The 18432-nt window shown below is 59.8% G+C and carries 16 protein-coding genes; 11 read left to right on the top strand and 5 right to left on the bottom strand.

The features are described from left to right. Window positions 1-33 precede the first annotated feature (33 nt). The 6 genes from ACYVIS_RS10405 (at window position 34) to ACYVIS_RS10380 (ending at window position 6925) form a co-directional block, all read left to right on the top strand. Entirely contained in the window at window positions 34-879 is an 846-nt protein-coding gene (locus tag ACYVIS_RS10405) for a branched-chain amino acid ABC transporter permease (RefSeq protein ID WP_232744688.1), read from the top strand. After that, on the top strand, window positions 876-3383 hold the full coding sequence (locus ACYVIS_RS10400; protein WP_460873924.1) for a branched-chain amino acid ABC transporter ATP-binding protein/permease: 2508 nt from the start codon (window positions 876-878) through the stop codon (window positions 3381-3383). The genes ACYVIS_RS10405 and ACYVIS_RS10400 overlap by 4 nt, the downstream gene beginning before the upstream one ends. 79 nt (window positions 3384-3462) lie before the next feature. Next, window positions 3463-4245: an SDR family oxidoreductase gene (locus ACYVIS_RS10395; protein ID WP_232741422.1), complete on the top strand. Its 783-nt coding sequence runs from the start codon at window positions 3463-3465 to the stop codon at window positions 4243-4245. Between the two features lie 18 nt (window positions 4246-4263). Continuing rightward, window positions 4264-5196, top strand: coding sequence for a 3-hydroxyacyl-CoA dehydrogenase (locus ACYVIS_RS10390; protein WP_460873923.1), 933 nt, complete (start codon window positions 4264-4266; stop codon window positions 5194-5196). 28 nt (window positions 5197-5224) lie between these two features. Beyond that, window positions 5225-6157, top strand: coding sequence for a beta-keto acid cleavage family enzyme (locus tag ACYVIS_RS10385; RefSeq protein WP_460873979.1), 933 nt, complete (start codon window positions 5225-5227; stop codon window positions 6155-6157). Window positions 6158-6169: 12 nt separating this feature from the next. Further along, window positions 6170-6925, top strand: a complete 756-nt coding sequence (locus ACYVIS_RS10380; RefSeq protein WP_232741420.1) for an SDR family NAD(P)-dependent oxidoreductase — start codon at window positions 6170-6172, stop codon at window positions 6923-6925. A gap of 34 nt (window positions 6926-6959) precedes the next feature. On the opposite strand, the gene hpaI is transcribed toward ACYVIS_RS10380, so the two are convergent. The 3 genes from hpaI to ACYVIS_RS10365 form a co-directional block, all read right to left on the bottom strand. Then, window positions 6960-7766, bottom strand: a complete 807-nt coding sequence (gene hpaI, locus ACYVIS_RS10375; RefSeq protein WP_232741419.1) for a 4-hydroxy-2-oxoheptanedioate aldolase — start codon at window positions 7764-7766, stop codon at window positions 6960-6962. A 76-nt stretch (window positions 7767-7842) separates the two neighbouring features. Continuing rightward, a complete protein-coding gene (locus ACYVIS_RS10370; RefSeq protein ID WP_232741418.1) occupies window positions 7843-9366 on the bottom strand; it encodes a UxaA family hydrolase in 1524 nt (507 codons plus the stop codon). Window positions 9367-9373: 7 nt separating this feature from the next. After that, a complete protein-coding gene (locus ACYVIS_RS10365; protein ID WP_460873922.1) occupies window positions 9374-10387 on the bottom strand; it encodes a tripartite tricarboxylate transporter substrate binding protein in 1014 nt (337 codons plus the stop codon). A gap of 140 nt (window positions 10388-10527) precedes the next feature. Here ACYVIS_RS10365 and ACYVIS_RS10360 point away from each other — a divergent pair, with 140 nt between their 5' ends. Continuing rightward, on the top strand, window positions 10528-11520 hold the full coding sequence (locus ACYVIS_RS10360; protein ID WP_460873921.1) for a LysR substrate-binding domain-containing protein: 993 nt from the start codon (window positions 10528-10530) through the stop codon (window positions 11518-11520). Between the two features lie 3 nt (window positions 11521-11523). Here the strand turns inward: ACYVIS_RS10360 and ACYVIS_RS10355 are convergent, their stop codons facing one another. Beyond that, window positions 11524-12573: an aldo/keto reductase gene (locus ACYVIS_RS10355; RefSeq protein WP_460873920.1), complete on the bottom strand. Its 1050-nt coding sequence runs from the start codon at window positions 12571-12573 to the stop codon at window positions 11524-11526. A 78-nt stretch (window positions 12574-12651) separates the two neighbouring features. Here ACYVIS_RS10355 and ACYVIS_RS10350 point away from each other — a divergent pair, with 78 nt between their 5' ends. Next, window positions 12652-13626: a DNA-3-methyladenine glycosylase family protein gene (locus tag ACYVIS_RS10350; RefSeq protein WP_460873919.1), complete on the top strand. Its 975-nt coding sequence runs from the start codon at window positions 12652-12654 to the stop codon at window positions 13624-13626. Between the two features lie 66 nt (window positions 13627-13692). Here ACYVIS_RS10350 and ACYVIS_RS10345 read toward each other — a convergent pair whose 3' ends face one another. Continuing rightward, the gene (locus ACYVIS_RS10345) at window positions 13693-14628 is read right to left on the bottom strand and encodes a LysR family transcriptional regulator (RefSeq protein ID WP_460873918.1); all 936 of its coding nucleotides are present in this window, start codon (window positions 14626-14628) and stop codon (window positions 13693-13695) included. A gap of 167 nt (window positions 14629-14795) precedes the next feature. On the opposite strand from ACYVIS_RS10345, the gene ACYVIS_RS10340 reads away from it, so the two are divergent. The 3 genes from ACYVIS_RS10340 (at window position 14796) to ACYVIS_RS10330 (ending at window position 18424) form a co-directional block, all read left to right on the top strand. Next, on the top strand, window positions 14796-15713 hold the full coding sequence (locus ACYVIS_RS10340; RefSeq protein WP_232741412.1) for a diiron oxygenase: 918 nt from the start codon (window positions 14796-14798) through the stop codon (window positions 15711-15713). 157 nt (window positions 15714-15870) lie between these two features. Beyond that, window positions 15871-16821, top strand: coding sequence for a Bug family tripartite tricarboxylate transporter substrate binding protein (locus ACYVIS_RS10335; RefSeq protein ID WP_232741411.1), 951 nt, complete (start codon window positions 15871-15873; stop codon window positions 16819-16821). A 4-nt stretch (window positions 16822-16825) separates the two neighbouring features. Further along, entirely contained in the window at window positions 16826-18424 is a 1599-nt protein-coding gene (locus ACYVIS_RS10330; protein WP_460873917.1) for a gamma-glutamyltransferase family protein, read from the top strand. The last annotated feature ends 8 nt before the right edge of the window (window positions 18425-18432 follow it).

The raw sequence follows: 18432 nt of genomic DNA, 5'->3' as shown, positions 1-18432 counted from the left end.
GTGGTCGATGCTACGCTGTTCGCGTCACAGCTTATGAACGGCTTGGTGCTGGGCTTTCTGTTCGTGCTTATCGCGGTCGGCATGTCGATCATTTTCGGTATGCTCGGGCTGGTGAACTTTGCCCATGGCGCATTCTTTGCCCTGGGCGCCTATCTTGCCCTCACACTGCGGCCGTATATCGGTTTTGTCGGCGCGCTGGTCCTGGCGCCGATCCTGGTCGGCGCTATCAGCCTTGTCGTGGAGCGCCTGTTGTTGCGTCCGCTCTACGACAAGGAGCCTCTGCTAAGCCTGTTGCTGACCTTCGGCCTGGCGCTCTTCATTGAAGAGTTGCTGCGCACCATATGGGGTGCCATGGGCCATCCGTTCGATACGCCCGCATTCCTTTCCGGATTTGTGCATTACGGCCCCGTGTTCGTGACGCGCTACCGCCTGGCCGTGCTGATAATCACTATTGCGCTGCTTGCCGCGATCTGGCTGTTTCTCGAGAAAACCCCGTTCGGCCGCATCGTTCGCGCCGGCTCGCGCGACCCTGAAATGGTCAGCATGCTGGGTATTAATCTGAAGCGCGTGTTCATGTTTATCTTCGGCCTGGGTTGCCTGCTTGCCGGTGCGGCCGGGGTACTGGCCGCGCCGCTGTGGAGCGTCATGCCCTCGATGTCCGAGCAGGCCATCATGCCGGCATTTGTGGTGGTGGTCATCGGCGGCCTCGGCAGCCTGCGCGGGGCAATCGTGGCCGGGCTGATGGTGGGCGTTGCGGTGGCCATGACGATCCAGTTCTGGCCGGTGGCGTCGACATCCATTATGTACGCGCTCATGATTGTAGTGCTGCTGACACGGCCGCGCGGCCTGTTCGGCGAACGATGGGAGCGTTTCGAGTGAGCCGCCTGCGCCAGACCCTGACTCATCCTCTCGTGGTGCTCGCCGTGGTTTTTGTCGTTCTGCCGACGCTGATGTCGATGGCGGGCTCGACGATCAGCCTTGCCACACAGGTGGTGATCTACACGCTTTACGGCCTTGCCTACAATTTATTGCTGGGCTACACGGGCATGGTGTCGTTCGGTTCGTCGGTCTTTTTCGGCATGGCCAGCTATGCCAGCGCGCTATTTGCCATTCATATTGTCCAGAATGTCGTGCTGGCCCTGATTGTGGGCACGGTCTTTGCGGCGCTGCTGGGCCTGGTGCTGGGCCTGCTCATCCTGCGCCGGCGCGGCCTTTATTTCGCCTTGCTGACGCTGGCATTCACCCAGTTGTTCTACGAAATCTGTTTTCGCTGGACCAACCTGACGGGCGGGGAGAACGGTTTGCAGGGCGTCGACCGCCCCGGCCTGGAAAGCGCGTCCAGCTATTACATCTTCTGCGCCGTACTGGTGCTGGTGTGCGCCTGGCTGCTTTATCGCGTGGCGCACTCGCCCTTCGGGAGGGTGCTTCAGGCCATACGCGACAATGAAAAGCGCGTGCAGTATCTGGGCTATAACCCTTGGGGCTACAGGCTTAGCGCCCTGGTGCTGCATGCGGCTTTCATCGGCCTGGGCGGGGGCTTGCTCTCATTCCTGATCCATGGCGTATACGCCGACAACATGAACTGGCAACACGCCGGCGATCCGGTAATGATGACGCTGCTGGGCGGCATACATCATTTTCTCGGCCCGTTGTGGGGTGCGATCATCTACATCAACCTCAGCGATCAGCTCAGTTCAATCACCGAGCACTGGTGGCTGTTCTTCGGTGCGCTGATCATGGCCGTGGTGCTTCTTTCGCCGGAAGGGCTTTGCGGTATCTACGCGCGCCTGCGCGGCAGCGGCCATTGGGGCTTGACACGCACACCCCTGCCACCATGCCCCACTACGCTGCCAGACCTGTTTTCGGGCCGTGCCGCGTCCACCGGCGAGGCGGTGCTGCAAGTGCGCAATTTGTGCAAGCGTTTCGGTCGCGTGGTGACCGCCGATGACATCAGCCTTGATATCCGGTCGGGCAGCATTCACAGCCTGATCGGCCCGAACGGCGCGGGAAAGACAACATTCTTCAATATGCTCACGGGCCTGATCCCCAATGACAGCGGGCAGATTCAGTTCAAAGGCCAGGACATCAGCAAATTGGCCGTGCATGAACGAGTCCGGCTTGGCATGTCGCGTTCCTTTCAAATCGTCAGCCTGCCAGGCAATCTCACGGTTTTCGAAGCTGTGCGCATCGCCGTGCAGGCGCGCTCGCCCGCGCGGCCTTCCTTGTGGCGCGATGCCTACAGCCTGACAGACCTGGCCGATCGTGCCTGGGCATTGCTGCATGCCGTGGGCCTGGAAGGCAGGGCCGGCGAAATCACGCTCAATCTGCCGCACGGCGAGCAACGTTTGCTCGATATTGCCGTGACCATGGCAACCGGGTCCGAGTTGCTGCTGCTTGACGAGCCGCTGGCGGGCCTGGCGGACGCGGAGCGCGAGCGCATCAGTTCGCTGATTCGTCGCCTGGCGGGCCTGCATACCATTTTGCTGATTGAACATGACATCGACCGCGTGGTGTCCCTGTCCGACCGGATTACCGTATTGCATCAAGGGCGCGTCATCGCCGACGGCTCGCCGCAGGCCGTGGTCAACAACCCCCAGGTGGTTGAGGCCTACCTTGGCGAGGTGGTCGAAGAGGGCAAAGGTGTTGCGCGGCCAGTGATTGCGTCGAGGCAGGTCGAACCGGCCAAGGCCGGCCGTCCCATACTGCAGTTGCAGGATGTGGCCTCGGGGTATGTGGGCAGCCGCATTCTGGACGGCCTGTCGCTGGAGGTGGGCGAGGGCGAGGCCGTCGCATTGCTGGGCCGCAACGGGGTGGGCAAGACGACCACGCTGCATACCATCATGGGGCAATTGCCGGCCAGCGCCGGGCATATCCGCTTCGACGGCACGGATATCACCGGCTGGACGTCCAACCGCGTCAACCGGCAGGGTTTAGCCATAGTTCCTCAGGGGCGGCGCATTTTTCCCAATCTCAATGTTGTCGATAATCTGCTTATCGCGCGACGGCCGGGCGGCTGGGAACTGGATCAGGTGTTCGAACTGTTTCCAAAGCTGGGGGTGCTGCGCGATTCCATAGGCGGAAACCTGAGCGGCGGCGAACTGCAGATGCTGGCAATTGCCCGTGCGCTCATGGCGCCGACGCGGCTCATTCTCCTGGATGAGCCGTTCGAAGGCCTGGCCCCTTCGGTGGTGAATGAAGTCCTGGAGGCCGTGGTGCACCTGCGCGAGCGCACCAGCATTCTGCTGGTGGAGCAGCGCGTGGATCTGGCCTTGCGCATGGTCGACCGGGCTTACATTATGGTCAATGGCCGTATCGCCTACGAAGGTGCCGCCAGCGACCTCAAGGAAAACAAAGAGCTCCAGGTAAAATTTTTAGGTGTATGACATCTTGCGGGCTGTCTTGGCAATTATGGCAAGGCCGGGTTTTCGCAAGGGAAGATTTTTGGCATGAACAGAGGCGAAAATGTTTGACGATATAAGCATGACAGGCAGGAAAGTACTGATTACGGCGGGCGCCAGTGGGCTTGGCCTGGAAATGGCCAGGGTATTTGCCGCGGCTGGATCCGATGTGTTTATTTGCGATGTCGATGAAGCCGCCTTGGCGGCGGCCAGGGCCGAGCTGCCCCGGATTCATGCCGCGGTTGCCGATGTTTCCGATGAAGCCAGCGTCGCCGCCTTGTTTGAGCAGGTGGGTGCGCGTCTGGGCGGGCTCGATGTTCTGGTCAATAACGCCGGTATTGCAGGTCCCACGGGTTATGTTGAAACGCTGAACAAGACAGATTGGGACAAAACCCTGGCCGTCAACATTACCGGGCAATTTCTTTGCGCCCGCCTGGCCATTCCCTTGCTGAAGCAATCTAAAGCCGGTGTGATGATCAATATGTCGTCGGCGGCGGGGCATTTGGGGTTTGCCGGCCGGTCGGCGTACGCTGCATCGAAGTGGGCCGTGGTCGGTTTTACAAAGACGTTGGCGATCGAACTGGGCCGGTTCGGCGTGCGTGTCAATGCCATTTTGCCGGGTGCGGTCGAAGGGCCGCGCATACGTGCCGTCATTGCGTCCAAGGCGCAGGCCCTGGGCATCTCCGAAAAGGAACTCGGACAATCGTACGAGCAGCAGGCTTCTCTGGGCCGCATGGTGTCGGCGCGCGACATTGCCAACATGGCGCTGTTTACGGCCAGCGGCGCGGCTCGAAGCGTCAACGGCCAGGCGCTGGCCGTCGACGGACATACCCAGGCCCTGATTTAACACGACACTGGGGAAATCATGAATGTTGCGGTAATTGGCACGGGGCTTATAGGGCAGGCCTGGGCGATTGTATTTGCCCGGGGAGGCTGTACGGTCAGGCTCTGGGATGGCGATCCGCTTGCGCTGGACCGGGCGCTTCAACTGATTTCGGCTCAGGTGCGCGAGCTCGTCAAGCAGCAGCTGCTTGACGATGCCCAGACCCTGATGGCGCGCATCCAAATCTTTCGTAGCCTGGATGAAGCGCTTGAAGGGGCCGAGTACGTTCAAGAAAATCTGCCGGAAGTGCTTGAGATTAAAAAGGAGATTTTCAGCAAACTGGATTCACTGAGCGGCGCGGATACCGTGTTGGCCAGCTCGACATCCAGTATCCCGGCCTCGGCGTTTACCGAAGCGCTGCCAGGCCGCCACCGCTGTCTCGTGGCCCACCCCGTGAACCCGCCCTATCTCATTCCTGTGGTCGAACTGTGCGGCGCACCCTGGACGGACGGGAAATTCATTGAAGCGGCCCGGTCGGTCATGCGCTCGATCGGGCAGAAGCCGGTAGTCGTGAACAGAGAGCTGGAAGGCTTTGTGTTGAATCGCCTGCAGGGCGCGCTTTTGCGCGAGGCTTTCCGGTTGGTGCAAAATGGCTATGTCAGTGCCGAAGACCTGGACGCCACGGTGAAAGACGGTCTGGGCCTGAGGTGGTCCTTCATGGGGCCGTTCGAGACCATAGACTTGAACGCACCCGATGGGCTGCAGGATTACTGCAATCGCTATGGCGGTATGTACCAGTCGATTTCCGAAGAGCAAACCGGCACGGATGCCTGGGATGCCGGCCTGGTGGCGGAGCTCGAGCGGCAGCGGCGCAGCCTGCTTCCCAAATCGGAACTGCTGAATCGGCGACTGTGGCGCGATGAGCGGCTGATGGCTTTGTTAAGGCACAAGAAGCAGCTCGACTCCGCCGAGTAAATCAATCTGTATTTTGCAAGGAAAAATGATGGCAAGCAAAAAGAAAGTGATTATTACCTGCGCGGTGACCGGCGCAATACATACTCCAAGCATGTCCAAGTACCTGCCGGTGACGGCCGACGAAATTGCCGAGGCGGGGATTGCCGCGGCCAAGGCGGGCGCGGCAATATTGCATTTGCACGCGCGCGATCCAAAGAATGGCAAGCCGTCGCAGGATCCGGAACTGTTTCGCCCCTTTTTGGCGAAAATCAAGACGAATACCGATGCCGTGATCAATATTACGACCGGTGGAAGCCCTCACATGACGGTGGAAGAGCGCATGCGCCCGGCCATGGAGTTCAAGCCCGAAGTGGCGTCCCTGAATATGGGTTCGATGAACTTCGGCCTGTTTCCCATGCTCGAGCGCTTCAAGACATTCCAGCATGAATGGGAGCGCGAGCACCTGGAGAACAGCCGCGACCTGATTTTCAAGAACACGTATAAAGATATTGAAACCATATTAAGAAAAGGCACTGAAAATGGCACGCGATTCGAATTCGAGTGCTATGACATCAGCCATCTGTATAACCTGGCGCATTTCATGGATCGCGGCCTGGTGCAAAGCCCGCCTTTTATCCAGTCTGTTTTCGGGATTCTGGGTGGCATCGGACCCGATCCGGAAGATTTGATGCATATGCGCCGTACGGCCGACCGCCTGTTCGGCGATAACTACCAATGGTCCATTCTGGGTGCGGGCCGCAATCAGATTCCCCTGGCCACCATGGGCGCCGCCATGGGTTCGAACGTACGGGTAGGGCTGGAAGACTCGCTGTGGATAGGCCCCGGACAAATGGCCTCGTCCAATGCCGAGCAGGTAAGCCGCATTCGCATCGTCCTCGAGGCATTGAATCTGGACGTGGCCACGCCCGACGAGGCGCGCGCCATTCTGCATTTGAAGGGTGCGGGCCAGGTCAATTTCTAAGAGGAATCATCCATGTTCGATTTGTCGGGCCAGGTTGCGCTTATTACCGGTTCTTCGCGCGGCATCGGCTATGCGGCCGCGCGGGCCCTGGGCCGGCAGGGCGCCGTTGTTGTCATCAACGGCCGCGATCCCGCGGCGCTCGCCCGGGCCGCCGAAGATCTGCGCGGCGAAGGCATTACTGCGCATGCCTTGCCTTTCGATATGTCGGACATCGACCAGGCCGTCAGCGCTGTCGATGAGGTATTGAAAGCCGTCGGTAGAATCGATATCTTTTTTGCCAATGCCGGGATCCAGCACCGTGAGCCTCTTTTGACATTTCCGCTGCTGGAGTTCGAACGTGTGATATTTGCAAACCTGACCTCGCAGTGGGCGCTGGGGCGGCACATTGCCCAGGGCATGGCAAACCACGGCTATGGCCGCATAGTCTTCACCGGCTCGGTGACCGCGTTGTTGGGGAGGCAAGGCGTTACGGCCTACACAGCTGCCAAGGCCGCCATGCACGGGTTGGTCAGGCAATGGGCGGCCGAGTTGTCGGAGTCGGGCATTACCGTCAATGCCATCGCACCGGGCTACATAAAAACGGAGCTTACCCGGAATCTTTGGAACGACGCCAAGTTCACTGCCTGGCTGCAAGACCGCGTTCCGCAAAAAAGGTGGGGTGTGCCCGACGATCTGGCCTCCGCCCTGGTATTCATGGCCGCCCGTGAATCAGGGTTCGTAACCGGCCAGATCCTGGTTGTGGACGGAGGCATGTCGTCCACCATGTAGGCTCCTGGCCGCGAGTGCTGTGGATCGCAGAGGTTCAGTAGGCGGCAGAGGCGCTTGTCGGTTCCGGCCTGGCGCCCGGCGTAATGAAATCGGCGGCCAGGCGGCGGGCGGCGTTGGCGTAGATCAATATATCGACGCCCGTGGCGACAAAAGTGCAGCCCAGTTCCAGGTAGCGCCGCGCCAGTTTTGGATTCGATGTCAGGGTACCCGCGGCCCGCCCGCTCGCCACAATGGTCTTGATGGCATGTTCGATGGCTTCTTGCACCTCGGGGTGATTCGGAGATCCCCGATGATTCATTGATGCGGCAAGATCGGCGGGCCCGATGAACACGCCATCGACCCCGTCCACAGCACAGATTCCTTCAAGATTTTGCAGCGCGGCCGAGGTTTCGGCCTGGACGAGCAGGCAGATTTCGTCATCGGCGATATCCAGATAGTCGGTGCGCGCGCTCCAACGCGAAGCCCGGCCCACGGCGCTGCCCACTCCCCGCGTGCCCGAAGGTGGATAGCGTGTGGCGGCAACCAGGCCGCGGGCCTGTTCGACGGTGTTCACCATGGGGACAAGCAGGTTCTTGACGCCGATATCCAGCAATTGCTTGATGAGCGGCGTTTCACCCGCCACCGCGCGCACCACCGGGGCCGAGGGGTGCGGCGCAATGGCCTGCAGTGCCGCAAGGACGGCGCGTAAATCGTTCGGCGCATGTTCGCCGTCAATCAACAGCCAATCGAAGCCTGTGGTAGCGCTGACTTCGGCCAGGTAGGGGTCCGCCATGGAGAGCCAGAGGCCGATCTGGGGCCGGCGGGCAGCCAGGGCGGCTTTGAAGGGATTATGCGAGGGCATGGCTATATTCCACCATAAAAGGATTGGGGCGGTGTTGGCGTACGGTTCGCGGGGGTTCGTGGCCTGGATATCCGGTTCAACTGACGATGCCGAGATGCCAGGGCACGAATTCATTGTCGCCAAGGCCCAGCGCTTCGCTCTTTGTGGGAATGCCCGATGCGGCCCGCAAGATATGTTCGAAGATGTGCCGGCCCATCTGTTCGAGGGTCAGCACGCCGTCGAGCACCAGGCCGCAATTGATGTCCATGTCTTCTTCCAGACGAGTGAACATGGGAGTGTTGGTGGCAAGTTTCAGGGTAGGCGCGGGCTTGGAACCGAACATCGAGCCGCGTCCGGTGGTAAAGCAGATCAGGTTTGCGCCGCTGGCAATCTGGCCGGTGGCGGCCACCGGGTCGTAACCCGGCGAATCCATGAATACAAGACCCGCGGTTTCGATGGGTTCGGCGTATTCATAGACGGCTTGCAAGGGAGTGGAGCCGCTTTTCATGACGGATCCCAGTGATTTTTCAAAAATATTGGCCAGGCCGCCTTGCTGGTTGCCGTGCCCCACGACGCCGTTGAACTGTGCATTCTGGCCCACCGTGTAGCGCTCCCACCAGGCGAGGCGGTCAAGCAGCTTCTGCCCCACTTCGGGCGTGACCGCGCGGCGCGTGAGCAAATATTCGACGCCGTGAATTTCGGGCGTCTCCGATAGAATGGCGGTTCCGCCGTGGCGGACCAGCACGTCCATGGCCGCGCCCAGGGCGGGGTTGGCGGTGATGCTCGAAAAGCTGTCGGAGCCGCCGCATTCCAGGCCTATTTTGAGATGGCTGGCGGACACGGTTTCCCGCACCGCGCGGTTGGCCGTCGGAAGCATTTCCTCGACGGCCTGGATCCCGGCGGCGATGGTGGCCCGCGTGCCGCCGATTTCCTGCATGACCAGCGTGCGCAACTGAGCGCCTGGCGCAAGCTGTTGAGACTCGACCAGCGCCGAGACCTGATTCCGTTCGCAGCCCAGGCCCACGATCAAAACGCCGGCCAGATTCGGGTGGCGTGCATAACCGGCGAGCGTGCGGCGCAGTACGTCGAAATGTTCGCTTGGCGAGGACATGCCGCAGCCGCTGGTTTGTGCGAAAGCGGCAACGCCATCCACGTTCGGGTATGGCGCCAGGCGTTCAGGGGTGAAATGCGCGGCGATATTCTTGATGACGGTGGCCGAGCAATTGACCGACGACAGTATGCCTATGTAGTTGCGTGTACCTACGCGCCCATTCGGGCGCATGAAGCCCATGAACGTGGCCCGCGCGGCTTCGGGGACGTAGTCGACCGCTTGTACGTCCCGGCAGAATCCCGGGTCGCGATAATAGTCCGCCAGTTCGATGTTGTGGCTGTGCATATAGTCGCCGGGCTCGATGTGGCGCATGGCAATACCGATCACGATATTGCATTTTTTTATCTGCTCGCCTTTGTCGATGTGCCGGGCGGCAATCTTGTGTCCGGCCGGCACCTGGGCGCGCACGCGCACGCCGAGTTCCGGCAGTTCCTGTCCAAGCGACAGCGGGGACTTGGCAAGCAGAACGTTGTCGTTGGGGTGCAGCCGGATCAGCGGAGAGGCGTTCATCGCGGGTTCAGGCAATTTGCATCAATTCTTTGAGCTTCAAGTTCTTGATCAGCTCGGTTTCCTGGGTGTAGACCTGTTTGACATATTGCAGATACTCGGGCCCATCCAGGTACATGACCGGGGCATCGATGTTGCCGGTCACACGCTTGAATTCATCGCTGTTGACGGCAACTCGAAATGCGTCGCGCAGCGTCTTTTCCACGGCCGGATCGAGCCCCTTGGGCGCACCCACGCCGTTTGGAGCCTCGACGACCATGTCGTAGCCCAATTCCTTGAGTGTCGGGGCGTTTTTGAAACGCGGTGTGCGTTCCGCGCCCCAGGTGGCCAGAAGACGCAGCTTTCCGCTTTCGACATAAGGCGCCCAGGAGCTTGAGTCGGCAAGCAAGTCAACGCGTCCGCCAAGCACATCCTGAAGCGCGGCGGCGCCGCCTTTGTAGGAAATGGGAGTGAGCTTGATGCCGGCTATCTGCGAGAACTCTTCCATGCCTACGTGCGTGGCGCCGCCGATACCCGAGTGCCCATAGGTCAGCTTTCCGGGATTTGCCTTGGCGTAGGCCACCATATCCTTGAGCGACTGGAATGGGGAGCTGCTCAGCGCGGCAATGCCGAATGTCTGGCCCGAGGTGCGGGCGATATAAGTAAGATCTTTGCGGGGGTCGAGATGCAGGGTGCCCAGTTGCGAGAAACGCGTGACTGAAATGGGAATCTGCCCAATGGTGTAGCCATCGGGCTTTGCCATCGCGAGTGTTTTGGTGCCTATCATGCCCGAGGCGCCCGACCGGTTCTCCACGATGATCGGTTGCTTGAGGGCTTGCGAGGCCACCTGACAGAGCGCCCGCATGGACTGGTCTCCCGTGCCTCCCGGGGGCCATGGGCAGATAAAGGTGATGGGATGATTCGGGTACCCGGCGGCGCGAGCGGCGCTGGGCAACAGCAGCCCGGCGGTACCGGATGCGGCAGCCGCCGCGCTGGCCACAAGCAAGCGGCGTCTTTGGGGATTTTGAGGTTTGGCTTGTCTCATTGGTCTTCCTTCAGAAGTTATTGGTATTGCTGGGCGGTCGAATTTCACGTGCCAGTTATTTATTGTCGTAAACTCCATCATAATTATCTAATCAAATATTGGAATCTATTCATAACCTAAAGGTTATTTATATTTGAATCATGGCACAGATAGACCGGGTACTTCGCTCCAATATAAAGTTACGCCACTTGCAGCTGGTGGTGGCGCTGGATCAGTTTCGGCATATCGGACGCACCGCCGACTTTCTTTCAGTAAGCCAGCCTGCCGTTTCGAAAATGCTGACGGAAGTGGAAGGCATGCTGGGACTGGCGCTGTTCGATCGCTCGACGCGCGGTACGGCACCTACAGCGGCGGGACTGTCGCTGATCCGGTTTGCACGTTCGGTGTTGGCCCAGTACGAGCGCACGCGCGATGAAATCTCGGCCGTCGCAAGCGGGGCGGCCGGCCGCACCCGCGTGGGTTGCATGGGAGGCGCACTGCCGGTATTGTTGTCGCGGGGTGTGGCGCTTCTGAAAGAACGCTCGGCGCGGGCCACTGTCCTGATCGAAGAGGGCGATCTTACTCATTTGCTGCCCAAGTTGAGAATCAACGAGCTGGATTTTTTTCTGGGACGTCTGGAGCCAGGCTATGCGGCACCCGACCTGGTGACAGAGGCGCTCTACAACGAACCCATGGTGGCGGTGGTCAGGCGAGGCCACCCTTTGGCTCGAAAAGCCAGGCCCGCGTGGGCCGACCTGGCCCGCATGTCTTGCGTCATGCCTCCTCCATGGGCGTCGCTGCGTGTCAAGATCGAGCAGGAATTTCACCGCTGCGGCCTGGAGCCACCCATCGATCTGGTCGAGTCCTCTTCGTATTTCGCCATCGCCACTTTTGTCGGTCAGCTTGACGCGGTAGGGTTTATGGCCCGCTCGGTCGGCCAGCATTTCGAGCGCGAAGGCCTGTTCAGGATATTGGCCCTGGACGTAGGCGTGGAATTGCCGCCCGTGGGTATTATCACCATGCGCGGGCAGCGCTTGACGACAAGCACGCAGCAACTGATCGAATGCCTGCGCGCCGCCGTTGTGGAGCTGTTTGGCCAGAAGGGCAATACCGCGGCCAAAGCTGAAAGGCCCGGACGAGACCGGAGTAAATAAACCTCAAACGCCCTCGGACTCCGCCAGTTGCTTGTGCCTAAACGCGCCAAGGCGCGCGAGCATCCAGCCGGGATACTCGGCCGGCAGGGCGCTTACCGTGTCCAGCGCGCTGAGTTCGTCGCCGTCCAGCTCGATGGCTGTTGCCGCCATGTTGTCCTTCAGTTGATCGACACGCTTTGCGCCGACGATCACGCTGGTGACGGTCTTTTGGTGCAACAGCCAGGCGAGCGCGATCTGTGCGACAGACACGCCCCTGGGCTCGGCGATATCGCGCATGACTTCGATGCAGTCATAGGCGAGCTCAAGGTTTACCGGAGGGAAATCGAAAGTGGCGCGACGGCTGCCCTCTTCGGGCTGGACGCTGCGGCCGTACTTGCCGCTTAACAGGCCGCCGGCCAGCGGGCTCCAGACCAGCAGCCCGACATTTTCGCTATTCAGCAACGGAATCAGTTCGCGTTCGAGATCGCGGCCGGCAATGGTGTAGTAGGCCTGCAGGGATTCGAACCGCGCGAGGCCGAGCCGCTCGGAGATTCCAAGGGCTTTCATGATCTGCCAGGCGGCCCAGTTGGATACGCCGACATACCGCACATGGCCGTGCCGCACCAGATCGTCGAGGGCCCGCACGGCCTCTTCAATGGGGGTCGCGGGATCGAAACCGTGGATCTGATAGAGGTCGATATGGTCGAGTTGCAGGCGTGCCAGGCTGGCCTTCACGCCATCCATGATGTGATAGCGCGACATGCCGCGCGAATTGACGCTTTTCGTGCCGGTTTCGCCGTACACCTTGGTTGCAACCACGACATTCTCGCGCGGCACTTTCAGGTTTTTCAGTGCCTGCCCGGTGATGATTTCCGAATTGCCTTCGGAGTAAATGTCGGCGGTATCGATGAAATTGATGCCGGCATCCAGCGCATGGCCGATCAGCCGGTCTGCTTCAAGCTGTTGGAGGGTGCCGATCTGGCCCCACATGCCGTCCTGCCCGCCGAATGTCATGGTACCGAGGCAGAGTTCGGAAACGAACAGGCCGGTGCGGCCGAATTTTTTGTAACGCATGTCATGGGCTCCTGATGTATCGATGGCAATGCTCGAAAACCGCTAGACAGCGCATGGACGCTGCACTAGCATTTCCGCATGGATCTTGATCATAACGCCAGTTCCCGCGGATGCCCGCGAAGGCAACCCTCGCGGCTCGCTAATGCAGCCGGTTCGGCTGTGGCGCAGGAGGCCCCGGCCGGGCCACCTGGCGAGATCGACATTTTTCTGCCTTATCGTCCTCCGTACGATTGGGCGTCCATGCTGGAATTTCTGCGCCGGCGAACCATTACCGGTATCGAGACCGTCTCTGCCGACTGTTATGCGCGTACGATGCAGCTGGATGGCGGGCAAGGAATGGTTGCCGTCCGCGCCGCCGACGGCAATGCCTTGCGCGCGACAGTGCGATTTTCCAAGCCCTCGGTTTTGCCGGTCATCGTCGAGCGACTGAGCCGGGTGTTCGATCTGACAGTGGATCCCTCCGTTATTGCCGCCCATCTTGCCAAAGACCGGGTGCTGGCTCCTCTGGTGAAGGCACGGCCGGGCTTGCGCGTTCCGGGTGCCTGGGATGGCTTCGAACTGTCTATGCGTGCCGTGCTGGGGCAACAGATTACGGTTGCCGCCGCTGTGCGCCTGGCCGGACGCATGGTTGCCGCTCACGGTGAGCATCTGGCGCGGCCGGACGGTGATTTGACCCATGTGTTTCCAAAACCCGAGACCATAGCGGCCACGGATCTGGCGTCTCTGGGAATGCCCCGCAGCCGGGCGGCGACGCTTTCCGCTGTGGCAGCGGCCGCCATTGCCGACACACATCTTTTCGATACGACCGGCGGGCTTGATGAAGCGGTGAAGCGCTTGCGCAAGATCCGTGGCGTAGGGGAGTGGACCGCGCAATACATTGCCTTGCGCCAATTGCACGAGCCGGATGCCTTTCCGTCCGCCGACATCGGCCTCATGCGCGCAATGGCCAGGCTGGAAGGGCGGGATTATTCTTCATCCGAACTTCTCGCCCGAGCGGATGCCTGGCGTCCGTGGCGTGCTTACGCCGCGCAACACCTTTGGACGTCCGGCTGACGGAAAGCCGCGTTTCCACTTGTGGCTGTTTTCTTGCCGAACCTGGTTATCCGGCTTTATCTTTTTTCAGGATGGGGCGCTGCAAAGCGCTTTGTCCTTTTGCAGGGACTTCGGCGTCGACCGCGTTGCTTCCGTTATGAATGCCTTCACTATAGGGCTCCGCCTGTCGATCATCGATGCGAGTGCCAGCTCATACCGAAGCAGCCCCTGGGAACCGGAGACATCAAGGTATGTCACGTTGTGGATATGAACCGATTGCATGGCGGCAGGGACGAGTGCTACGCCAAGGCCGCTTGCGACCAGCGTCAGTATGGTTTGCATTTGCGTAGCTTCCTGCGCTATGCGGGGTGAAAAGCCCGCACTATGGCATGCCGCCAGCACCGATCCGGCAAAGCCGCGCCCTTCGGTAAAGGGAAATGAAATAAACCATTCCTTTGCCAATGAGCGCAAGGGCACTTGCTTCTTTGCCGCAAAGCGGTGGCTTACAGGCACGGCAAGCACCATGGTCTCGACGCGTAACACGGCCAGATCGACGCCGAATGATTCTTCCACCGGAGGCACCACAATAGCCAGATCTATACTTCCCGAGCGTAGCGCGGTGATTTCCCGCTCAGTGGTTTCGGCCGTAAGGACAAGGCGTATGCCTGGATACATTTTCTGAAAACGCTGTAGCAGCGGGGGTAAAAGGTCAAGCGCGGCGCTTGGTACGAAAGACAGGCGCAGCACGCCGGCGAGCCCCTGGCCGATACCTTGCGCCGCTTCGACGGCGAATTGTGCTTGCGCAAGGGTACGGCGCGCTTCCTTTAAAAAGACTTCGCCTGCGGAAGTGAGTCTGACCTGGTGGCGATTTCGGTCGAACAGTACAACATTGATATCCTGTTCGAGACGACGAATCGCGGCGCTGAGCGGCGGTTGGGACATAAACAGGCGCTCGGCGGCGCGATGAAAATTCAGCTCGGTTGCGACCATCACAAATTGCTGCAACTGTCTAAGATCGACCATTCGATTCTCCCTGTTTACATCGATGCGCGCGTCGCGCTGGCTGGAGTCCACGGCCTTCATTTTTCGCATAAAAATAGTATCACCGTGTCTGATCGATAGTATTAGAAATATTACAAACTTGAACCTATACTTTTTGCAGACTTATCCACCGTGACCAGGAGGCGACTGTGCAAGCGTCTTTACTCGAAGAATTGACCCCCGTCCCCAATCCTTATCCTATAGCGTCCGAACTGGAATTCCCCGATGTCTGGACGCTATGCACCCAGGCACGGGAACTGGCCTGGGATCCGGTAACGATAGATCATGGCGACGTTAAAGAGGCGCAGCTTCCCCCCGAAGTTCGCGATGCCGGAGCGGAATGGTGGAGCCTGCGGGCATGGATGGAGCATGGGGCCATTCCGTATGGCGCCGAACGCCTGCGGGATGCCATATATGGTCATCTGCCGTTTGAGATCAAGCAGCATGTGGTGAACTTTATCGCAGAAGAGCTGCGGCACCACGAAGCTTCGTTCCGGATTGCAGCGGCCCTGGGGGGCTACCAGCCGTCGCCGCGAGCGGACTATTTTCAGTCGATCATTCCGCAATTCCATAACGAACAGGCGGAAAAAACCATGTCGTTCTATGGAGGTATGGCGGTCAATACTTTGTTTGAACAGTTGTCCGGCGAGTTGCTGCAGGCGCGCTATCAGAATGCCCGATTCAGTTCGATACGAACGGCGTGCAAGCTGATTCTGCGCGACGAGGCCCGCCATATACAGTTCGGGCGCATTATTATGCGGCGTTTCTTTGAAGACCTTTCCATGGATGAAAAGGCCATGCTGGGCCGGCGATTTGCGAAGAAGCTGCAAGGGACATTGCTCAATGGGGTCTATGCGGTAGTCAACCTGCCCCAGGAAGAGCGGCTTCGGGCTGGACACAATCGCGCCTTGGCTGCCGAACATGGATTGGGAGCGACGCATCCCGACGAAGAAATGAGCATTATCAAAAAATCGCTGGACCAGATCCGCGCGGATGTCGCTGAATATGATGTCGAGATTCCTTCGATCCCGGAGGTGGACGGCAGCCAAGCGGTCCCGATTCGCTGATGTGCCGACCCCTGGCGAACTGAGTCGGGTTTTGATCTGCATTGCGGTTTGGCGGCATCCGGGTGTTTTGCCGCTGCGTTGAAATCTGTCTGTTCCGGTCGTCTCTTTCTGTGGGAGTGTTCCGATGAAGTGGATCAAGAAATGCTTGGGCGCCTGTATGGCGATAGCAATGCTGGCCGCTGTTGCCCCCGTGGCCCAAAGTGCCGGCTTTCCATCGCATGCCGTCCATATTGTGGTGCCGTATCCGCCGGGCGGATCGGCCGACATTCTGGGGCGCATTCTTGCGCAGAAACTGCAAGAACGAATGGGGCAGCCTTTTATCGTCGAGAACAAGCCTGGCGGCGGCTCGATTGTCGGGGCGCGCAGCGTCGTTACTGCGCCGGCGGATGGCTATACTCTTTTACTTGGCACGGTCAGCTCCAACGCCATGACACCGGCCGTCAATCCCAACGCCAGGTACGATCCCGTGAAGGACTTTACTCCTGTGGCCCGGGTTGCTTCGATGCCATTTGTGCTGCTTGTCCGGCCGTCTCTCGGAATCAAAAGTCTGTCCGGGCTGATTGCCCTGGCCAAGAGCAAACCGGGCAAGCTGACGTATTCGTCGGCGGGTATAGGGACATCGAATCATTTGGCCGGCGTCTTGCTCGACAGTCAAGCCGGTATAAAAATGACGCACATTCCTTATCGCGGCAGCGCGCCTGCCATGAATGCGTTGTTAAGCGGGCAGGTCGACGTCATGTTCGACCTGGTGACAACGGCTGTTCCACATATAAAAGCGGGCACCGTCACGGCCCTGGCTGTCAGCGGAGCCAAACGCAGTGCCTATCTGCCGGAGCTGCCGACATTGATGGAGCAAGGTTTGCCGGACTATCAGGTGACGGCCTGGTTTGGCTTGTTTGGGCCAGCCGGCGTACCCGGGCCGGTGGCGGCCAGCCTGAATAAGGAAATCGGAATAATCCTGCAGGAGCCGGATGTGCGCACGCAGTTTGATAAATTGGGTATTACGCCCGAACCGGAAAGCATGGCGAAATTTGCGGCATTCGTGCGCGCCGAGTCGGCGCGATGGACGAAAATTGTCAAACATTCGAACATAGCCGTCGGCGGCTAGCGCGATGCAACGAAGTCCCATCGACGAATTTCCGTATTTATCGACGATCCGGCCGGTGTTCGGAGAGCGTATGGTGGTTGCGTCGCAACCTTTGGCGGCGCAGGCAGGCCTGCATATTCTCGACAACGGGGGCAATGCCGTCGATGCGGCTGTCGCCGCCGCAGCCGTTATAGCCGTGGTGGAGCCGACAAATAATGGCATAGGCGGTGATGCGTTCGCCATGGTCTGGGACGGCTCACGCTTGCGAGGACTGAATGCCACCGGCCGTGCCCCTCAAAAATCGGACCTGGCGCGCATGGCGCAAAGAAATGGCGGAAAAATGCCGCAAAGAGGCTGGGACAGCGTAACGGTGCCCGGTGCGATCTCTGCCTGGTCGTCACTGTCCGGCGAGTACGGCAGCATCCCGTTTCCTCAATTGCTGGAGTCGGCAATCCATTACGCGAGCCAAGGTTTCTTCGTTTCGCCCGGAGTTGCGCAAAAATGGGCGGAGCAGGCCGCCGAATTATCCGGACAGCCGAATTTCAGCCGGACTTTCCTACCGTCCGGCAGCGCGCCGAAGGTGGGTGAAGTGTTCAAGCAGCCCGAGCTTGCAGAGACGCTGCGGCGCGTAGCGGGCAGCCATGGCCAGGATTTTTATGAGGGCTCGACGGCGCGGCTTATCGCGGGCTATGCGGCCGATTGCGGTGCCGATCTCTCGCTGGAAGACCTTGCGGCTCACAGAGCCAACTGGACCGAAGTACTGAATGCCAGGTTCAAAGATACCCTGGTTTTCGAAATGCCGCCCAACGGTCAGGGTTTAGTTGCCCTTTATGCGCTGGCCATTCTCGATCATTTTGACATTGGTGATTTTGATCCGGATTCCGCGATGGCGCTGCATTTGCAAATCGAGGCGATAAAGCTCGCCTTTGCACACGTCGCGCCCTTGCTCGGGGATCCACGGAACATGGCGGCAGATTCAGCGGAGTTGCTGTCCGCGGTACGTGTGGCGCGAGCGGCGGCTCTGATCGATCCCGATCGCGCGATCGATTTCGGCCACATCCCTCCGCCTATCGCCGGGACGGTTTACCTTGCGGCAGGAGACGCTTCGGGGATGATGGTGTCGTTCATCCAGTCCAATTACATGGGGTTCGGGTCTGGCGTGGTAGTGCCTGAAACGGGTATTGCCTTGCAGAACCGGGGCGCCGGTTTTTCCCTTGATCCCGATTCGCCTGCTCGTCTTGCTCCTGGCGCCCGTCCTTTCCATACCATATTGCCGGGGTTCCTGCGGCGTGATAACGGTGCGATGGCGGCATTTGGAGCAACCGGCGGCAAATTCCAGCCGCAAGGGCATGTACAGCTTGTGGCGCGGTTGGCCGGGTACGGCCAGAACCCCCAGGCGATCGTCGATGCGCCGCGTTTCAAAGTCAATGAAGGGCTGCGAGTCGTCCTGGAGCCTGGTTTCAGCGAGCATACCAAGCAGAAACTGGCCGCATTGGGGCATGAGGTCACGGCCCAGAAGACCAGTACTTGGGATTTCGGCGGTATGCAGATTTTAATGCGGCGCAATGGGTGCTATATGGGTGCGCGCGATGCTCGCAGGGATAGCCATGTAGCCGTGTCTTGACGATTTTT

The organism is Paralcaligenes ginsengisoli (assembly GCF_054781135.1).
Note: the sequence above shows the minus strand (reverse complement) of the source record. Positions and strands in the feature narration are given on the sequence as shown.